The following is a 17,306-nucleotide window of genomic DNA, read 5'->3' as shown; positions in this document are numbered from 1 at the left end:
CGCGCGGGGTGTTGGTGTTTTTTGCTCTGTCGGGCTGACGGTTAGCGGCAGTTGGCAACTGCGGCGGGGCCGTCGTCCATATAGTCATCGAACCAATAGCTGTCCGGATTTCGTGTGCAGGCGATGATTTCTCCGGGATTCTGATCAAGGTCGGCCGGGCGATGATAGCGAAAAAATATTTGCTCGGCGGTCATGCCGACCACCTCGATCTTTCCGCTGACATGGGACATGCTATAACGACAGCGTCTGGCCAGGCCTGAGCATTTGCTGATTGCTTCGGAAAAGATTTGGTAACCTTCCTCGATGGGAACGGTATAGGCGCTGTTTCCCTCGGTTGGGCGACATTGAAATACGTAATAAGGGGAAACGCCCATGTACGATAACTTGTTAAGCAGTTCGGTCAGTGTCGCGGCATCATCATTTACGCCGCGGATCAAAGGTGTTTGGTTCATGACGGCAACCCCGGCTTCCCGGATTTGTGTCAAAGCTTGAACTGCTTCGGGGGTCAGCTCCCGAGGATGGTTAAATTGGGCCATGAGGTAAATTCGACGTTCGGGCAGGCTGTATTGCTTGAGCATGCGCAGCAAATCGGGGTCATCTAAAATGCGGAAGGGATTGAAGGCCGGTAGCTTACTGCCAATGCGGATGATTTGAACATGGTCGATTGTGCGGAGTTCGGATATGATCGTTTCCAGATTCCGGGTCGAAAGGAGTAGCGGGTCGCCGCCTGTCAGCAGCACGTTGTTGATTTCCGGGTGGTTGCGAATATATTCGAGCCCGGCCGAGACGTCACGGTTGACTTCGTTGTTGTCGGCCATGAAGAGGCGCTTGCGAAAACAGAAACGGCACAGGCCGCCGCAGACATCGCTGGTCAGCAATAGGGCGGTGTCGGGATACTTGTGTTCCAGGCCGCGGGTTTTGGCATAATTATGCTCTCCGGAAGCATCGAGTTGGCCCCAGCGTTCCAATTCATCCTTGTGGGGTATAACAATGCGGCGAATCGGATCTTGGGGGTCGTTCCAGTCAATCAGAGAATGGTAGTATTCATTGCTGCGAAACGCATAGCGTTGTTCTACTTCTTCTAATTTTCGAAGCTCGGCGGCGGGTATGTCTGCAAGTTGCGAAACCTGGCTCAGCTTGTTTAGGTATTTGGTTTTGGTCATGGTTTGCTCCTTTTATGCCTGCCCGTTTTTAGTAAAAAAACGAGACAGCAATACCTGGCCTCTCGAGCTTTGTCGAGAAGAGGTTTTCCTTGGCGCGGGCTTGTAATTTGGTCGGCTGGCCTACGGCTGACGATTTGGCTGCAGTCAGTGCTTGGTGCCCGGCGGGAGGTATTACTGATAATGCTGATGACGGTGCGATAGAAGGCTGTTCGCTTCGAGGTGCGGCCTGTGGCGCTTATTTAGTGAGGGGCGCAACTCTGCGTATCCCGTCTGTCGTGATCATGTTGTTTGATAGACCATAACATAGTTTTTTTTATAACGCAAATTAGCCAGGTATCTTTTAATTCTGATTTGTTTGGGAACGATGTTATTGCCGTTCGCCCCTATGTTTAAAGCAGTTCTGGCTGTAATTATACGAAATTATGTAAGTTTTAAAATAGTGTTCTGCTTTCTAGTGTCTTGGATTCGGCTTTGCAGAGTTGTTAGCGCAAGAGCTATAGAACAAGGCAACTTTTCTCTGGGAGAGCTCTTCTCCGGAGGGTGTTTCTGGTTGTTTATCATCCACATTGCCTTTTCCTTGGTTTCGGTTCAAGGTCTGCAATAGTGGTCGTGTCGCGACAATTCATGACCTGCTATATCAATGTATTGCTTTTTTTCTCCCTCTCCTTTAGTTTTGGCCGTTGCCTACGACCCGCCTGACTGGGGCCTCTAAGGGGCGGTTTTAACGTTCTGATGGGACCCTTGGAGCTCTCCAGGGAAGAATTTGCGGGTTTTCTGATTTTAAGGCTCCCTACAACTTTATCCATCATAAACATGCTTTGTACAGGCCTTGATGTGAAACTTGGCAGCAAAGACCTGGGCACCGTTTACAGTTCCGATTTTTTTTGGCGGAGGTGCGGGTAAAATGAATTGTGGTTTAGTGGTAATGTTGTGTTATTAATAGCCTGTAAGAGAAAAGCAATCTCAAGTCGGAAATTTCTATGTGCGAGTTTTTCATATGATTAACAGGAGAGGATTTGACTATGGCTGGTAGGCACGAGTTGGAGAACAAGTTGCGGGGGGAAACCCTTGGTCGCAAGGGATTGATGAAGAAACATGCGCAAGTTGAACAATTGCGGCTGCTGCCTGACCTGCATGTGGTCAAAATCGGAGGCCACGGCACCATCGACTTCGGCCGAGAGGTGGTGTTGCCTTTGATGGAAGAAGTTGGCGAGCTGTCCAAGTCGTATCAGATGCTGGTAGTGACCGGTGGCGGGGTTCGGGTCCGACACATTCTCGACCTGGGCATAGATCTCGGTATGCCAACGGGTGTATTGGCTCAACTGGCAAGCAAGATCAGCGAACAAAATGCCGAAATGGTAGCGTTGCTTCTCTCCAAATGGGGTGGGACTTGCGTTGCCAGTGGCGAGTTGCTCGAGTTGCCGACGATGCTCAGGCTCGGCATGTTGCCCGTTACCCATGGGACTCCTCCATACGGTCTGTTCGAGCACCCGCCGGGGATCGGGTTGATACCGCCGCACCGTACCGATACCGGTGCCTTCCTTATGGCGGAAGTCCTCGGCGCCAAGAGCTGCATTTTGGTTAAAAATGTCGATGGCCTTTTTACTGAAAACCCGGTTGTTAACCCCGATGCCACACTGATTGAAGATATTACGGTTGCGGAGTTGCTGGACCTGGACATGGAAGATCTGGTCTTTGAACAGAAATTGCTCTATTTGCTTCGCGATGCCGCCAATGTTCAAGAAATCCGCATAGTCAATGGTCATAAGCGCGGTAATATCGAGAAGGCCATGCGTGGCGAAAAAGTCGGTACTGTAGTCCGCAAGTAGCTTGATAAAGCTGTGGCAAGAAAATTTCCTTTGTGGTACAGGTAAAGAATCAACTGTATCTACCGCTACTTAGAGCGGTACACCCAGAAAAGGAGATTTGATTATGGCAGGAAAGATTTTCTATCGGGAGCGTCGTAAGCCCGGCGAAGGTTCCCACCAGGCTCGTTACATGGTGGTTGCGGTTGCCGACGTCAACCTCAAGATTTTTGGTAAGCATCTGCGTAAGTGCGAACTGGATGCGATTGCTGAAGGCATCGGCGCTGAGCTTAAGGCTCTGCCCCGCGGCCCTAAGCATGAGATGGATGACGAGGGCGATGAATAGCCTTGTGCCGCCGGATAGTGATTAGCTAAAAGAAAAGAGCCCTGCAAATCTGCGGGGCTCTTTTTTGTATAGTCGTCTTTATCGGCCGCCTCTCGTTAAAATGAGGGCCGGTGTGAGGTGTTTGCGGAGAGGAATTAAATTAAAAAAGCCGCCAACACTGAGGTCGGCGGCTATAAACATTCTTGCAGATAACGAGGAATTAAAAGGGAATATCGTCATCGGGGTTGAACTGGACGTTGTCGTAATTATTCTGTGGAGGACTCTGATTCATCGACGGCTCTTGCCGGGGTTCACGGCGGGGTCCTGCACTGTTGTCGTCTCCAGCCCGACCGAGCATTTGCATCTGGTCGGCGACGATTTCGGTGGTGTAGCGGGGATTTCCGTCGCGATCCTCCCACTTTCTGGTTTGTAGCTTGCCCTCGATATAAATCTGTTTGCCTTTGGCCAGGTATTTGCCGCAGATTTCGGCCAGCTGTCGCCAGACGACGATGTTGTGCCATTCCGTCTTCTCCTGCCGGTTGCCGTCTCGGTCTTTGTAGCTTTCCGTGGTGGCGATGGAGAAATTGCAAACAGCGGTGCCGCTGGCAGTATAGCGTAACTCGGGGTCTTTGCCGAGGTTTCCGACCAGGATTACTTTGTTAACCGACATAGCGGTGAGCCTCCTTCGTAGATTGAGTTGGCAAGAGTCTAGCGAAATTGGCCGAGCCTGTAAAGGCCTTTGCCGAAAAAGGTTTGACTCCCCCGCGCCCCTCTCTTAAACTGGCGCCATTAATAGATTTATGAAAGGATTTCCGGATGTTTCGCACCCTGTTTTTTCTGCTTACGTTTGTTCCCTGGACCCTGTTCGTAATTTTTACCGGGGTACCTCTATCGTTGTTTGGCGCCGACTATCTACATGCCTATGCCCGTATCTGGGGACGCGTCAGTTTGTGGCTGGCCGGTGTAAGATTGACCGTCACCGGCCGGGAACATCTTGCTCACAATGGTCCGGTGGTCTATATGGCCAACCATGTGAGCAACTTTGATATCCTGGCGCTGTTTGCCGGGGTGCCCGATCAGTTTCGTTGGATGGCTAAAATCGAACTGTTTCGCATCCCGCTGTTCGGTCTGGCCATGCGCCGTGCCGGTGCCATTCCCGTCGACCGGTCGAACCGTAGAAACAGCGTGCTCAGCATGAGGGAGGCGGTGCGCCGCATCGCCGCCGGTACCTCGGTGATTATTTTCCCCGAAGGGACGCGCTCTCCGGACGGTACCTTGCAGGGCTTCAAGACCGGCAGCTTCACTCTGGCTTTGCAGGCGCAGGTGCCGGTGGTGCCTTTGGCTATTATCGGCAGTGGCGAGGTGATGCCCAAACACAGTCGCTGGATACGCGGTGGTCATATTCGTCTGGCAATCATGCCGCCGGTGATCACAAGCGGTCGGGAAGTGGCCGAACGGACTGTTCTGATGGAAGAGGTGCGACAGCCCATCGTCGATGCTCTCAAGGAGGCCGGCCAGGCATGACCGAGTCCGCTGCCGATACTCTGAGGCTGTTGCCGTTGGGGGGGCTGGGAGAGATCGGCCTCAACATGATGGCTCTGGAGTATCAAGGCGAACTGCTGCTCATCGACTGCGGGTTGATGTTTCCCGAGGCGTACATGCTGGGCATCGACCTGGTGATCCCCGATGTTACAGTGCTGGACGAACGCATCGATGACATCCGTGGCCTGGTGTTAACTCACGGCCATGAGGATCACATCGGAGCGGTGCCTTTTTTGCTCGAACGGTTGGGTAATCCCCCCATCTTCGGCACGGCTCTGACCCTCGGGCTGCTGGCTAACAAACTGGAAGAGCACGATCTGAAGAGCAGTGCTTGTCTGCATCAGGTGCGTCCTCGGCAGCAGGTTACCCTGGGCGCTTTTGAGGTCGAGTTCTTCCGTGCCGCTCATTCCATTGTCGACGGAGTCGGTCTGGCGATTCGCACCGCGGCTGGGCTGGTCGTGCATACCGGCGATTTCAAGATCGATCAGACACCGGTGGATAATCAGCCGACGGACCTGGCTCGGCTTGCCGCCTACGGTGACGAGGGTGTTCTGCTGCTGTTGTCCGACTCGACCAATGTCGAGCGCAAAGGTTATACCCTGTCGGAACGGGAGGTCGGCGAGGCCCTTGCCGAGATTTTGCCGGGCTGTGACGGCCTGGTCCTGGTGGCGACCTTTTCCTCCAACATCCACCGTATCCAGCAAGTGATCGATGCGGCTGTGGCCTGCGGCCGTAAGGTGCTGGTCAACGGTCGCAGTATGGTGTCCAATACGACCGTTGCCCGCCAGCTTGGCTATCTCCAGGTTCCTCCGGAGACTTTGGTGGAGCTGGGAGCGTTACGCGATCTGCCTCGCAACGAAGTGGTGGTGATTACTACCGGCAGCCAGGGCGAGCCGTTGAGCGTCTTGTCGCGCATGGCCATGGATGACTACCGAAAGCTGCCGCTGGAACCGGGCGATACGGTTATTCTTTCCTCCAAATTTATCCCCGGCAATGAGAAGGCTATCAGTCGCTTGATCAACCTGCTTTATCGCCGTGGCGCCGAAGTTTTTTATGAAAAGACCAGCGAGGTGCATGTTTCCGGTCACGCCAGTCAGGAAGAGTTGAAGCTGGTGCTCTCCCTGACCCGGCCCCACTGTTTCGTACCGATTCATGGCGAGTATCGCCATTTGGTCAAACACGCCCAGTTGGCGAAGAGCATGGGGGTAGCCGCCGAACGGGTACAGGTGTTGGAAAATGGCCAACCCCTGTTGGTTTCCATCAACGGTTTGCGGCTGGAAGATCGGGTTGCAACGGGCCGGGTCTTTATCGACGGCAAGGGGGTTGGTGACGTCGGTATGATGGAGTTGCGGGATCGACGCCATCTCGCCAACCACGGTCTGGTTATGGTGCTGCTCGGAATCAATCAGAACGATGGAACCATATCGTATGGCCCCGAGCTTGTTACCCGCGGTTTTGTTGTCGAAGAGGAACACCGGGAGTTTCTCGACGAAGCTCGGCAGCAGCTTTGTCAACTGCTGGAGGAACACAGCCTCGAAGTCCTGTCGGACTGGGAAGAAATGCAGGCCGAAGTGCGCAAGACCTTGCGCCGCTTTTTCAATCGTCATATCGACCGGCGGCCGCTGATACTACCGGTGATCTTTGAACAATGATGGCGTCGCAAAAACTCACCAACTGCTGCGTTGCTGCAATTGCTCTCGTCACTGCGGCGTACCTGGGTACGCCTCATTCCTCGACAATTACGCGCCTTGCATTTGGCGCTTTTTGCTTAGCCATTAGTAGTGCGTTAACAATCAAATCGCCGACTGCGGCGGACCAGGAGTGATTTAAAGTGAATCTGTTTGATGCTATATTTCTTGGCCTGCTGCAGGGGGTGACGGAGTTCCTGCCCGTCTCCTCTTCCGGTCATTTGGCCATTGCCCAGCACTTTTTGTCTGACTTCAGTCAGCCCGGAGTACTTTTTGACGTGCTGTTGCATGTCGCCACCATGGGCGCGGTGATTCTTTATTTTCGCCGCGAATGCCTGTTGCTGGCAACGGCTCCCTTTCGGCGGGATGAAGAGGCAACTCTTTACCGTCGACTGTTGCTGTTGTTGATGGTGGGTAGTGTGCCGACAGCCGTCATTGGTCTGTTGTTCAAGGACTTTTTCGAAGGTCTGTTTCACAATCTGACGGCCGTGGCGCTGATGCTGCTGGTGACCGGCACATTATTATTTGTCTCCGAACGATTTCGGCGCGGAACTCGCAAAGAAAATCAGCTGACCTGGAGCGACGCCCTGTTGGTCGGTACGGTACAGGGTGGGGCCATTATCCCGGGGATTTCCCGCTCCGGTTCGACCATTGCCGCTTTACTGCTTAAGGGAGTCGATGGGGAAACGGCGGCCCGCTTCTCCTTTCTGCTTGCTCTGCCGGCCATTTTTGGTGCCGGCTTGCTGTCGGCCGGGGATATGACGGCTGTCCCCGCAGCCGAAGTGTCCAACTATATTGCTGGCATGCTGATGGCCTTTTTTGCCGGTTTATTGTCTATCCACCTGTTGTTGGCCGTGGTGCGGCGCAAGCGGCTGTTTGCTTTTGCCCTTTACTGCTGGCTGGCCGGCGGACTGTTTTTGTATCTTTCCCAATAAAGGAGCCTGGCTCCCTGTAATAGAGGCACGGATATGACCGATCAAGCCCAACCGTTGATGCGCGAACATCTCAAGAAGGAGATTCTCGGGGTCTTCTGGCTTGCTGTGGGCTTTTACCTGCTGCTGGCCCTGCTGTCCTTTAGCAATGCCGACCCTTCCTTCAACAATAATCTTCATCCCGACACCATCAGTAACTTCGGTGGCACGGTCGGCGCTCATCTGGCCGACCTCATGTACCAGGTCTTCGGTTTACCGTCGCTGCTGTTTCCCGGCGGCTGTTTTCTCCTGGCCTGGCGGCTGCTCAAGTTTCGTGATTTGCGTTTGCGTTGGTATCGGGGCTGTGCTTTTTTCGGCCTGGTGCTGTCCCTTGCCGGATTGCTGGCCCTGCGCTTTCGGGCCCTGAGCCTGTTCGGCGAACAAATCAAAGAGGCTGGGGGGGCGATTGGACGTCTATTGGCTTCTCAGCTGAGCGGGTTGTTGAATGTGACCGGTGCGGCGATCTTCCTCACGGTCTGTCTGCTTGTAGCGCTGATGCTGGCGGCCCGCTTTTCCATGATGCTTTTTCTTGAAGGCCTGTTGAGCCGTTTGGGTGGTTATCTCGACCGCCGCCGTGAGTTGCGGAAGGTCCGTCGTGCCGAAAAACGCAGCGCTGCTCAGCAACGAACTGAGGCCGGTCCGATTATCGCCCCCACGGCGGTGCCGAAGGTGCCAAGCAAGGCCAAAAAAGGCAAAAAAAAGGCTAAGGAAGAAGCTCAGCGCCAACAGGAATCCTTCGACTTTTTGGAGCCAAGCGGTACCTATCACATTCCCTCTTTGTCTTTGCTCGATCACGAAGATGAGGGGCCGGCCCCCGTCGATCGCGAGGCGTTGATGATGAACGCCCGAATTCTGGAGAAGAAGCTTGCCGATTTTGGCGTGGTGGGCGAGGTGACCGAGGTTAAACCGGGTCCGGTTGTGACCATGTACGAATTCTCGCCGGCGCCGGGGGTGAAGGTCAATAAGATCGCCGGCCTCTCCGATGACCTGGCGATGGCCCTGCAGGCCATCGCTATCCGTATCGTGGCACCTATTCCCGGTCGTGGGGTGGTCGGTATCGAAATCCCCAATCATGAACGGCAGACCGTTTACCTGAAAGAAATTCTGGCGTCCGACGAATTCCAGCGCTCCGGTAGCCGGCTCCCCATGGCCCTGGGGCAGGATATCTTCGGCCGCACGGTGGTCTCCGATCTGGCCAAGATGCCTCACTTGCTGGTGGCCGGTTCCACCGGCAGCGGTAAGTCGGTGTCCATCAATACCATGATCCTGTCTCTTCTCTACAGGGCGGCTCCCGAGGATGTGCGTATCATTCTCATCGATCCGAAGATGCTTGAATTGTCCATTTATGAGGGGATCCCCCACCTGCTGTTGCCGGTCGTAACCAACCCCAAAAAGGCGGCTCTGGCCCTGAATTGGGCGGTCCGGGAGATGGAGCGGCGTTATCGACTGATGGCCGACAAGGGTGTGCGAAACGTCGACGGCTACAATAAAAAACTGCGTAAGGAACTGCAGGAGGAAGAGGAGCTGCGCGCCAAGGGGCAGATGATCGTCGAGGCGGTGGAAGAGGTCGACGAGGAATTGCCGCCGGTGGAGGTCGACCCCGAGGAAGAGCTGGAACACGGTCATTTGCCGCGCATCGTGGTTATTGTCGATGAGCTGGCCGACCTGATGCTGGTCGCCGGCCGCGAACTTGAAGAATCCATCGCCCGCCTGGCCCAGATGGCAAGGGCCGCCGGAATTCATTTGATACTGGCTACCCAACGGCCGAGCGTGGATGTTATCACCGGTTTGATCAAGGCCAATTTCCCGACCCGTATTTCCTTTAAGGTTTTTTCCCGCGTCGATTCCCGCACCATTCTTGACACCATGGGCGCGGAAACCTTGCTGGGCATGGGGGATATGCTCTTTTTGCCTCCGGGGACCGGCGCGCTGCAGAGGGTTCACGGCGCCTTTGTTTCCGAGCTGGAGGTGAAAAGGGTCGTTGATTTCCTGGAAAAGCAAGGGACCCCCGAATACGATGAGTCGATCCTTACTGCCCCGCCATCAAGCGACGGAGGGGGCGACGGGGACGGGGACGATGAATACGACGAGAAGTGGGATGAGGCCTTGGCCCTGGTAGCAGAAACCCGTCAGGCCTCCATCTCCATGTTGCAGCGGCGTTTGCGAGTCGGTTACAACCGGGCCGCACGCATGGTTGAAAAGATGGAGCAGGAAGGGATCATCGGTCCCTCGGACGGTACCAGTCGTCCAAGAGAGGTGTTTATCAATCGCCAGGAGCCGTAAAATTTTTCGCGGTAAGCGGCGCTGATTAAATGGAGTCCAACATGGAATTTTCTATGCAGTGGTGGCATTGGCTGGCCCTCGGCTTGTTGTTGGTCGGGGCCGAATTGATCGTGCCTTCATTTACCATTTTTTGGTTCGGGCTCGGTGCAGGATTTACCGGTCTGTTGTTGTTGCTCTTTCCGGGCCTGTCCCTGACCGCTCAATTGGCTTTATTTGCCCTTTTCTCGGCGGGCTCTACGATCTTCTGGTTTCGGGTTTTGAAGCCGCGCATGGCTGATCGCAGTACCGCCGGTATGGCTCGCGAGGCGATCATTGGTGAACTGGCCCTGGTCATCAAAGGTTCGGCCAGCCCTCGGGACAAGGGGAGGGTGCGTTTTACGGTGCCTCTGTTGGGCAGCGAGGAATGGCCTTGCATCTGCTCCGAATCGCTGCAGGCGGGGGATGAGGTAAGAGTTACCGGCATTGAAGGTCATGTGCTGACAGTAGAAAAACGTTGATGGCTCAGCCATCCTATGAGTTTTGCGAATGCATCAAACGTTAATCACTCTATTGCAATCGGGAGGTTCGGATTATGCCAGGTTTGATTCTGATCGTTATTTTGCTGGCGCTGGTGTTGGTAACCATCTTTCTCGGCGTACGCATCGTACCTCAAGGATACAAGCACGTGGTGCAACGGCTGGGTAAGTACCACAAGACTCTCAACCCCGGCCTTAACTTCGTCATTCCCTATCTCGATACGATTGCGTACAAAGTACTGACCAAGGATATCTCCCTCGATATTCCCAGCCAGGAGGTTATCACCAAGGACAACGCTGTGATTACCGCCAACGCGATTGCCTTCATCAATATCATCGATCCGCCCAAGGCGGTGTTTGGCATCGATAACTACCTGGTCGCGATTCGCAACCTGGTGCAGACCTCGCTGCGGAGCATTATCGGCGAGATGAACCTCGATGACGCGCTCACTTCCCGGGAGCTCATAAAGACGCGGCTCAAAGAGTCGATTTCAGATGATGTGGCGGCCTGGGGAATCGTGGTCAAGACGGTAGAAATTCAGGACATCAAGCCTTCTGCTACCATGCAGATGGCGATGGAACAGCAAGCCGCTGCCGAGCGTACCCGCCGTGCCGCTATCACCGAAGCCGAAGGCAAGAAATCGGCCGCCATCCTCAATGCCGAAGGGGCCAAAGAGGCCGCTATTCGTGAAGCCGAAGGTAACCTTGAAGCTTCCAAGCGGGATGCCGAGGCGAAAAAGATTCTCGCCGACGCGACGCGCGAGGCGATCAGCCGGGTGACCGAGGCGATCGGCGAAAATCAACTGCCCGCTACCTATTTGCTCGGCGAACAGTATGTGGAAGCGGTTAAAGAGATGTCCGGTTCTTCGAACTCCAAGTTGGTCCTATTGCCAGCCGATGTCATCGGTGCTGTGCGGGGGTTGTTGGGGAAATAAGGAAACTTCGAGTAGTCAGTAATTAGTAATGTGTGGAAAGCCCCAAAATCTCAGGATTTTGGGGCTTTCAGTTTTTTTACTCATCACTCATTACTAATCACTGGAATTTATTGCTTGAGCTGATAACGCCGTACCGCCGCATTGTGCTCGCGCAGGGTGCTGGAAAACTTGTGACTGCCGTCGCCGCGGGCGACGAAGTAGAGGTAGTTTACCGATGCCGGATTGGCCGCAGCCTGCAGGGCGGCTTGGCCGGGGCTGGCGATGGGACCGGGCGGTAAGCCGGGAACGCGATAGGTGTTGTAGGGAGTGATTTCCCGCAGATGGCGGCGGGTGAGGTTGCCGTCGAAGTCTTTGACGCCGTAGATGACGGTTGGGTCCGCCTGCAGGGCTATGCCCCGCTGCAAGCGATTATGAAAGACCGCCGAAATCAGGGGCATCTCGCTGTTGTTGCCGGCTTCTTTTTGAATGATGGATGCCAGGGTCAGCAGCTGATGACGATTGAGATTCTGTTCTTTGGCCTTGGCCAAAAGGGCAGGCGTCAGTACGGCCAGACACTGATCGACCATGGCTTCAATCAGCTGGCGGCTGTTAGTACGGCTGTCGAAGGTGTATGTTTCAGGAAACAGGTAGCCTTCCAGCGAGGCAGCTTTGATGCCCAATTCACGGAGCAGCGCGGGCTCGCGGGTTAGGGGCAGAAAGGCTGCGGCGTCTTGAAATTCGCTGTGCTGCAGACGTTCGGCGATTTCTTTGATGGCAAAGCCTTCGGGGATGGTCAACCGGTGGAGTTGGACATCGCCGGCTACCAGGCGGTCGAGGATTTGGCCGGGGGTGGCGGGCTCGGTAAAATGATAGTCGCCCGCCTGGATAGCTGCGGAATCTCGCCGTAGCCGGGCGAGTAATTTAAAGCTGAAAACGTTGGAAACGACTCCGGCACCATGAAGCTTCTGAGCCACGGCACCAAAAGAGCTGCCCCGAGCTATGCTGATGGTGATGGGCGTCGGTGGTGAGACGGTCTGTCGCAGGAAGAAGGTATAATACCCGCCACAGAAAAGCAGAGGTAGAAGCGCCAGAGCGAAAATGAAGAAGAACAGCCGACGCTTCATCAGGCTTTAAATTTATTTTCTGTGCCTGCGAACAGGCGTTGAATATTGGTGCGGTGGCGCAGGATAACAATGCTGCTGATTATCAAGGTGGCCAACAGCAAGGGCAGCGAGCCTCTAGTAAACCAGACCAACACAGGAATAACTGCGGCAGCACTGATGGAACCCACTGAGATATAACGCGTTTTCCACACCAGCCCGGCAAAGGTCAGGAAGGCGCCGAGCACTGCCAGGGGAGACAGAACCAGATAGACGCCAAGAGCGGTGGCGACCCCTTTGCCACCCTTGAAGCCGAGATAAACCGGAAAGCAATGGCCGAGAAAGGCCGCGACAGAAACTGCACCGACCTGATAAAGGTTGTCGCCGAACAGGGTGTTGGCTGCCAGCACTGGCAGGGCACCCTTAAGGGCGTCGCCGACCAGGGTCAAGGCACCGAGTTTGCGGCCGATGGTGCGGTAGACGTTGGTAGCGCCGATGTTGCCGCTACCGCTGTTGCGGATGTCACCGCCGCCGACCATACGGGTCAGCAGCAGGCCGGTTGGAATGGCGCCGATCAGGTAAGCGGTAAGCAGTACGAGTGCAAAGATCATCATGTAGTCCCCGGAGAAAGTCGCTAAAAATACAAAAGCGGCCCGGAAGGCCGCTTCAGTGTAGGAATTGGTCGGGATGACTGGATTCGAACCAGCGGCCCCCTGCTCCCGAAGCAGGTGCGCTACCAGGCTGCGCTACATCCCGAGGCTTCCGACAGAGGCAGATTTCTATCACGACTATCGGAAAAAAGCAACAATTTTTCCAGTCTATAATGCCCGTGGGGTAACGGGCAAATACCCTTGTGAGTTAGACGGTCTCCGATACGGAATGAAGGGTGTTCCTGATATGTTAGACTGAGATCATGTTTAGAGAGGTTGAATACGATATTCAGAAGCGTACTCATAATTTCCTAACATTTGCAATGTAATAGCATCTGTGACGCTAACCATTAAGGCAGGGAGATGAGCTGCCCATGACAGACAATCAATCGATGCCCCAAGGGCATTCAAAGTCCAGGAAACATATTCTGGTGGTCGAGGACGAGGAAGATATCCTGGCTTTAATCCATTACAACTTGACCCGGGAAGGGTTTCGTTCGACCTGTGCCACCAGCGGAGAAGAGGCTCTGCGAATCGTGCAGAAGGACCCGCCTGACTTGGTCGTGCTCGATCTGATGCTGCCGGGTATTGATGGCCTTGAGGTTTGTCGTACCCTTAAAAGTCAACCCGAGACCCGTTCTATCGCCGTGTTGATGGTGACGGCCAAAGGCGAAGAGGCTGATGTGGTGGCCGGCCTTGAAATGGGGGCGGACGATTATGTGACCAAGCCCTTCAGCCCGCGAATCCTTATCGCCCGCGCCAGGGCGGTGTTGCGACGCAATGCGGGGGACGATGATTCGGCCGAGCAGTCCGAGGTGATCAAAACCGACGGTTTGCTAGTTCATCCGGGCCGCAACGAGGTTCTGGTTGACGGCCAGGCTGTCGACCTGACTTACACAGAGTTTCGGGTGTTACACTTTCTGGCCAGCCGTCCCGGTTGGGTGTTTACCCGCTACCAGATCGTCAATGCCGTGCGCGGGGACGATTATTCGGTAACGGACCGGGCTGTCGATGTGCAGATTGTTGGGTTGCGGAAAAAACTGGGTGTTTACGGAAAGCTTATAGAAACCGTGCGGGGGGTCGGCTACCGCTTCAAGGACTGATGGCGTCGCAAAAAGTCCGCTCTACGGCGTTACGGCGTTTTTCAGGACCTCGACATACCCGTGTATGCCTTCGCCCCTGAAAAACACCAAGCCTTGTAGAACGAAATTTTTGTTTATCCATCTTATGCCTTTTTTCATGTAGTTCAAGGATTGATGACGATGAGAAATATCCGTTTGCTCTGGCAGATTTTTCCCTCCTACGTGTTCATTGTTATGGCGGTTCTATTCGGTGTTGGCTGGCACTTGACGGGAGCCATCGAGGATTTCTTTCTTCGACAGACTGCAGCCGACCTGGAGGCTCGTGCCCGCTTGGTGAGCCCGCAGGTCGCCCTTGCTCTTGAGGTCGGAGACTTTGCCAAGCTTGATCAATTGTGCAAGGACTTCGGTGCGGCTGCCGATGCCCGTTTTACCGTGGTTTTGCCGTCGGGGGTCGTGGTTGGCGACTCCATCGAGGATCCGGCCCGAATGGAAAACCACGCCAGTCGAGTAGAGGTTGCTGATGGTCTGGCTGGCCGAGTGTCTCATTCGACCCGCTATAGCCGTACTTTGCAGCAGGCTATGATGTATGTGGCGGTGCCGGTGGCCAACGAAGCCAGGATCATCGGCACGGTAAGGGCCGCCCGCGCTCTGACAGCCATTGAAAACGCTTTGAAGACGCTTTATCGCCAGGTGCCGATTGGTGGCTTGGTGGCTCTGGTACTGGCGGCACTGGCCAGCTTCTGGGTTTCTCGTCGCATCAGTCGGCCGCTGGAGGCCATGCGTCACGGTGCGGTGGACTTTGCTCAGGGCCGTTTCGATCGCAAGTTGACAGCGGCAGGTTCCATGGAGGTTTGCGCTTTGGCCCGGGCGATGAATCTGATGGCCGAACAGCTTGATGATCGTATCCGGACCATTATGGAACAGCGAAATGAACAACAGGCGGTGTTGGCGAGCATGGTCGAAGGGGTGCTGGCTATCGATATGGAGGAACGGGTTCTTCATTTCAACCAGGCGGCGGCACAATTTCTCGGTGTCGACCCACAACAGGTGCAGGGGCAGCGTATCGCCGAGGTAGCCCGCAAGGCCGATCTACAGCGTTTCATCGGCCGAACCCTGGAATGTCCCGATCCGGTAGAAGGCGAAATCGTACTGCAGGACCCTGAAACTCGTTATCTGCAAGCCCATGGCACTGTATTGCGCGATGCCGAGCAACAAGAAATCGGGGTGCTAATTGTGCTGAACGATGTAACCCGGTTGCGCCGGCTGGAGAATATCCGCCGCGATTTTGTGGCCAACGTTTCCCATGAGTTGAAGACTCCGATCACCGCGATCAAGGCTTCGGTGGAAACTCTGATGGATGGCGCTGCCGTATCGCCGGCCGACAGTCAGGAATTTTTGAAGATTATCGCCAAACAGGCTGACCGGCTCAATGCCATTATCGACGACCTGCTGGCCCTTTCGCGCATTGAACAGAACGACGATGTCAGTGGCATGATGCTGGAAATGCAGGAATTGGAACCGGTGCTTCGTTCGGCGGTTCAGTCCTGTTCAGTGGCGGCGGCGGACAAGGAGATTTCTCTGGGGGTGGCCTGCAGTCCTGCTCTGCAGTCCCGTATCAATGCTCCCCTTATTGAGCAGGCGGTCATCAACCTGGTCGATAACGCCATTAAGTACAGTGAGCAGAAAAGCAGTGTGCAGGTTGAAGCAGAAGTCAGAAACGATATGATCGAAATTAGGGTTCGGGATCGGGGTTGCGGTATTGCACGGGAACATTTGTCCCGTCTGTTTGAACGTTTTTACCGGGTCGACAAGGCCCGTAGCCGTCGTCAGGGAGGGACTGGCCTCGGTCTGGCAATCGTTAAACATATTGTTCAGGCCCATAGCGGCACGGTAACTGTTTCCAGCGAACCCGGTGCGGGGAGTGTGTTTACCATTTTACTGCCTGCTGCTTGAGATGTTCCTTTTTTAAGTTGAAACCATTTATTCGAAATCATCAGGGTTTCCATTCAGGGAAAGACGTGCTTGCAATCATCTTATGCTTGCCTAACAAGGGCCTAACATTCTGTGGGCAGATTAGGCTCACCAACATAAGACGACTACGGGCTCTGCTGCTTGACTTGTTTGCGGTGGGCCAACATTCCCCAATTCAAAAAAGGAGATGGTTTGATGAATTTCAAGGCAGCTGGAAAAATCAAAGGTGTGGCCGCAGTGGCCCTCGCCGCCGTATTGGCGGTTCCGATGATGGTTGCAAGCAGCTCTGCAGCGCAGATTAAGGTCGATGCGAAGCTGCCGATTTATCAGAAAACCCAGGGCGTTTCGGGAAATCTGAACAGTGTTGGTTCTGACACCCTCAACAATCTTATGACCCTGTGGGCCGAAGGGTTCCGCAAGAAGTACCCCAATGTCAACATTCAGATCGAAGGCAAGGGTTCCAGTACCGCTCCCCCGGCACTGATCGAAGGCGTATCCCAGATCGGTCCCATGTCCCGTGCCATGAAGCGGGGCGAAGTCGAGGCCTTCGAGAAGAAGTACGGTTTCAAGCCGACCCCGGTTGGCGTAGCCCTCGATTCCCTGGCTGTTTATGTCAACAAGGACAACCCAATCGAAAGCCTCTCTCTGCAGCAGATCGACGCTGTTTTCTCTAAAACCCGCAAGGGCGGCATGGATGAAATCTCCACCTGGGGTCAGGCTGGCCTGAGTGGTGAGTGGGCCAACAAGCCGGTCAGTCTCTATGGTCGTAACTCGGCTTCCGGTACTTACGGTTACTTCAAAAAGAAGGCTCTGTTCAAAGGCGATTACAAGGATATCGTCAAGGAACAACCCGGTTCCGCTTCGGTGGTTCTGTCGGTAACTGAAGATCTTGGCGGTATCGGTTACTCCGGTATCGGTTATAAGACCTCTGGCGTGAAAGCTATCGCTCTGGCCAAAAAAGAAGGTCAAAAAGCCTACGAGCCTACTTATGAAAACGTACTGGCGAAAAAATATCCTCTCGGCCGCATGCTTTACCTGTATGTTGCCAAGGCTCCTAACAAGCCCCTGCCGAAAATGACCGCGGAATTCCTCAAGTACGTACTTTCCAAAGAAGGCCAGGAAATCGTTGTCAAAGACGGCTATCTGCCCCTGCCTGCTCCGGTGGCCATGAAGCAGCTGGCCCCGATCAAGTAAGTTGAGCCTGCATGGCACAATTGCCAGTTAATACTCTGCCCACCGGACCCATGGGGCCGGTGGGCAGGGCTTTTTTATGTTCGGCCTTGGAATTGGCACTGGA

The 17,306-nt window shown here is 54.6% G+C and carries 15 protein-coding genes and 1 tRNA gene; 11 read left to right on the top strand and 5 right to left on the bottom strand.

The genetic code is table 11. From position 1 onward, the window contains the following. Window positions 1-41 precede the first annotated feature (41 nt). Window positions 42-1,163, bottom strand: coding sequence for a KamA family radical SAM protein (locus A7E78_RS07935; protein ID WP_072283720.1), 1,122 nt, complete (start codon window positions 1,161-1,163; stop codon window positions 42-44). 1,022 nt (window positions 1,164-2,185) lie between these two features. Between A7E78_RS07935 and A7E78_RS07930 the strand changes: the two genes are divergently transcribed. Both A7E78_RS07930 and A7E78_RS07925 read left to right on the top strand, forming a co-directional pair. Next, window positions 2,186-2,992, top strand: a complete 807-nt coding sequence (locus tag A7E78_RS07930; RefSeq protein ID WP_072283719.1) for an amino acid kinase family protein — start codon at window positions 2,186-2,188, stop codon at window positions 2,990-2,992. A gap of 103 nt (window positions 2,993-3,095) precedes the next feature. Then, on the top strand, window positions 3,096-3,314 hold the full coding sequence (locus A7E78_RS07925; protein ID WP_072283718.1) for a hypothetical protein: 219 nt from the start codon (window positions 3,096-3,098) through the stop codon (window positions 3,312-3,314). 199 nt (window positions 3,315-3,513) lie between these two features. On the opposite strand, the gene A7E78_RS07920 is transcribed toward A7E78_RS07925, so the two are convergent. Continuing rightward, window positions 3,514-3,963 (bottom strand): single-stranded DNA-binding protein, encoded by a 450-nt coding sequence (locus tag A7E78_RS07920; protein WP_072283717.1) that lies wholly within the window; start codon window positions 3,961-3,963, stop codon window positions 3,514-3,516. A 146-nt stretch (window positions 3,964-4,109) separates the two neighbouring features. Between A7E78_RS07920 and A7E78_RS07915 the strand changes: the two genes are divergently transcribed. The 6 genes from A7E78_RS07915 to A7E78_RS07890 all read left to right on the top strand — a co-directional run bounded on the left by A7E78_RS07915 (window position 4,110) and on the right by A7E78_RS07890 (window position 11,227). Then, window positions 4,110-4,817, top strand: a complete 708-nt coding sequence (locus tag A7E78_RS07915) for a lysophospholipid acyltransferase family protein (RefSeq protein ID WP_072283716.1) — start codon at window positions 4,110-4,112, stop codon at window positions 4,815-4,817. Beyond that, a complete protein-coding gene (locus A7E78_RS07910) occupies window positions 4,814-6,487 on the top strand; it encodes a ribonuclease J (protein ID WP_072283715.1) in 1,674 nt (557 codons plus the stop codon). Before A7E78_RS07915 ends, A7E78_RS07910 begins: the two co-directional genes overlap by 4 nt. Window positions 6,488-6,666: 179 nt before the next feature. Continuing rightward, window positions 6,667-7,458 carry an undecaprenyl-diphosphate phosphatase gene (locus A7E78_RS07905; protein WP_072283714.1) on the top strand — a complete coding sequence of 264 codons (792 nt, stop codon included), beginning with the start codon at window positions 6,667-6,669 and terminating at the stop codon, window positions 7,456-7,458. 33 nt (window positions 7,459-7,491) lie between these two features. Further along, window positions 7,492-9,777, top strand: a complete 2,286-nt coding sequence (locus A7E78_RS07900; RefSeq protein WP_072283713.1) for a DNA translocase FtsK — start codon at window positions 7,492-7,494, stop codon at window positions 9,775-9,777. A gap of 41 nt (window positions 9,778-9,818) precedes the next feature. Further along, window positions 9,819-10,274: an NfeD family protein gene (locus A7E78_RS07895; protein ID WP_072283712.1), complete on the top strand. Its 456-nt coding sequence runs from the start codon at window positions 9,819-9,821 to the stop codon at window positions 10,272-10,274. Between the two features lie 74 nt (window positions 10,275-10,348). Next, window positions 10,349-11,227, top strand: a complete 879-nt coding sequence (locus tag A7E78_RS07890) for an SPFH domain-containing protein (protein ID WP_072283711.1) — start codon at window positions 10,349-10,351, stop codon at window positions 11,225-11,227. A 107-nt stretch (window positions 11,228-11,334) separates the two neighbouring features. On the opposite strand, the gene mltG is transcribed toward A7E78_RS07890, so the two are convergent. The 3 genes from mltG to A7E78_RS07875 form a co-directional block, all read right to left on the bottom strand. After that, window positions 11,335-12,330, bottom strand: a complete 996-nt coding sequence (gene mltG / locus A7E78_RS07885; protein WP_083552875.1) for an endolytic transglycosylase MltG — start codon at window positions 12,328-12,330, stop codon at window positions 11,335-11,337. Then, window positions 12,330-12,920 carry a glycerol-3-phosphate 1-O-acyltransferase PlsY gene (gene plsY, locus A7E78_RS07880; protein ID WP_145924865.1) on the bottom strand — a complete coding sequence of 197 codons (591 nt, stop codon included), beginning with the start codon at window positions 12,918-12,920 and terminating at the stop codon, window positions 12,330-12,332. Before plsY ends, mltG begins: the two co-directional genes overlap by 1 nt. 65 nt (window positions 12,921-12,985) lie before the next feature. Continuing rightward, window positions 12,986-13,062 (bottom strand) — tRNA-Pro (locus tag A7E78_RS07875). Between the two features lie 268 nt (window positions 13,063-13,330). On the opposite strand from A7E78_RS07875, the gene A7E78_RS07870 reads away from it, so the two are divergent. From A7E78_RS07870 to A7E78_RS07860, 3 genes are all read left to right on the top strand, one after another. Further along, entirely contained in the window at window positions 13,331-14,059 is a 729-nt protein-coding gene (locus tag A7E78_RS07870; protein ID WP_235606718.1) for a response regulator, read from the top strand. 159 nt (window positions 14,060-14,218) lie between these two features. Beyond that, complete coding sequence (locus A7E78_RS07865) at window positions 14,219-15,991, top strand: HAMP domain-containing sensor histidine kinase (RefSeq protein WP_158516086.1); 1,773 nt, start codon at window positions 14,219-14,221, stop codon at window positions 15,989-15,991. A 213-nt stretch (window positions 15,992-16,204) separates the two neighbouring features. Beyond that, complete coding sequence (locus A7E78_RS07860) at window positions 16,205-17,203, top strand: PstS family phosphate ABC transporter substrate-binding protein (protein ID WP_072283708.1); 999 nt, start codon at window positions 16,205-16,207, stop codon at window positions 17,201-17,203. Window positions 17,204-17,306 lie beyond the last annotated feature (103 nt).

It is taken from the genome of Syntrophotalea acetylenivorans, assembly GCF_001887775.1.
GTDB classification, from domain to species: domain Bacteria; phylum Desulfobacterota; class Desulfuromonadia; order Desulfuromonadales; family Syntrophotaleaceae; genus Syntrophotalea_A; species Syntrophotalea_A acetylenivorans.
The sequence above is the reverse complement of the archived record's forward strand: the minus strand, read 5'-3'. Positions and strand labels throughout refer to the sequence as shown.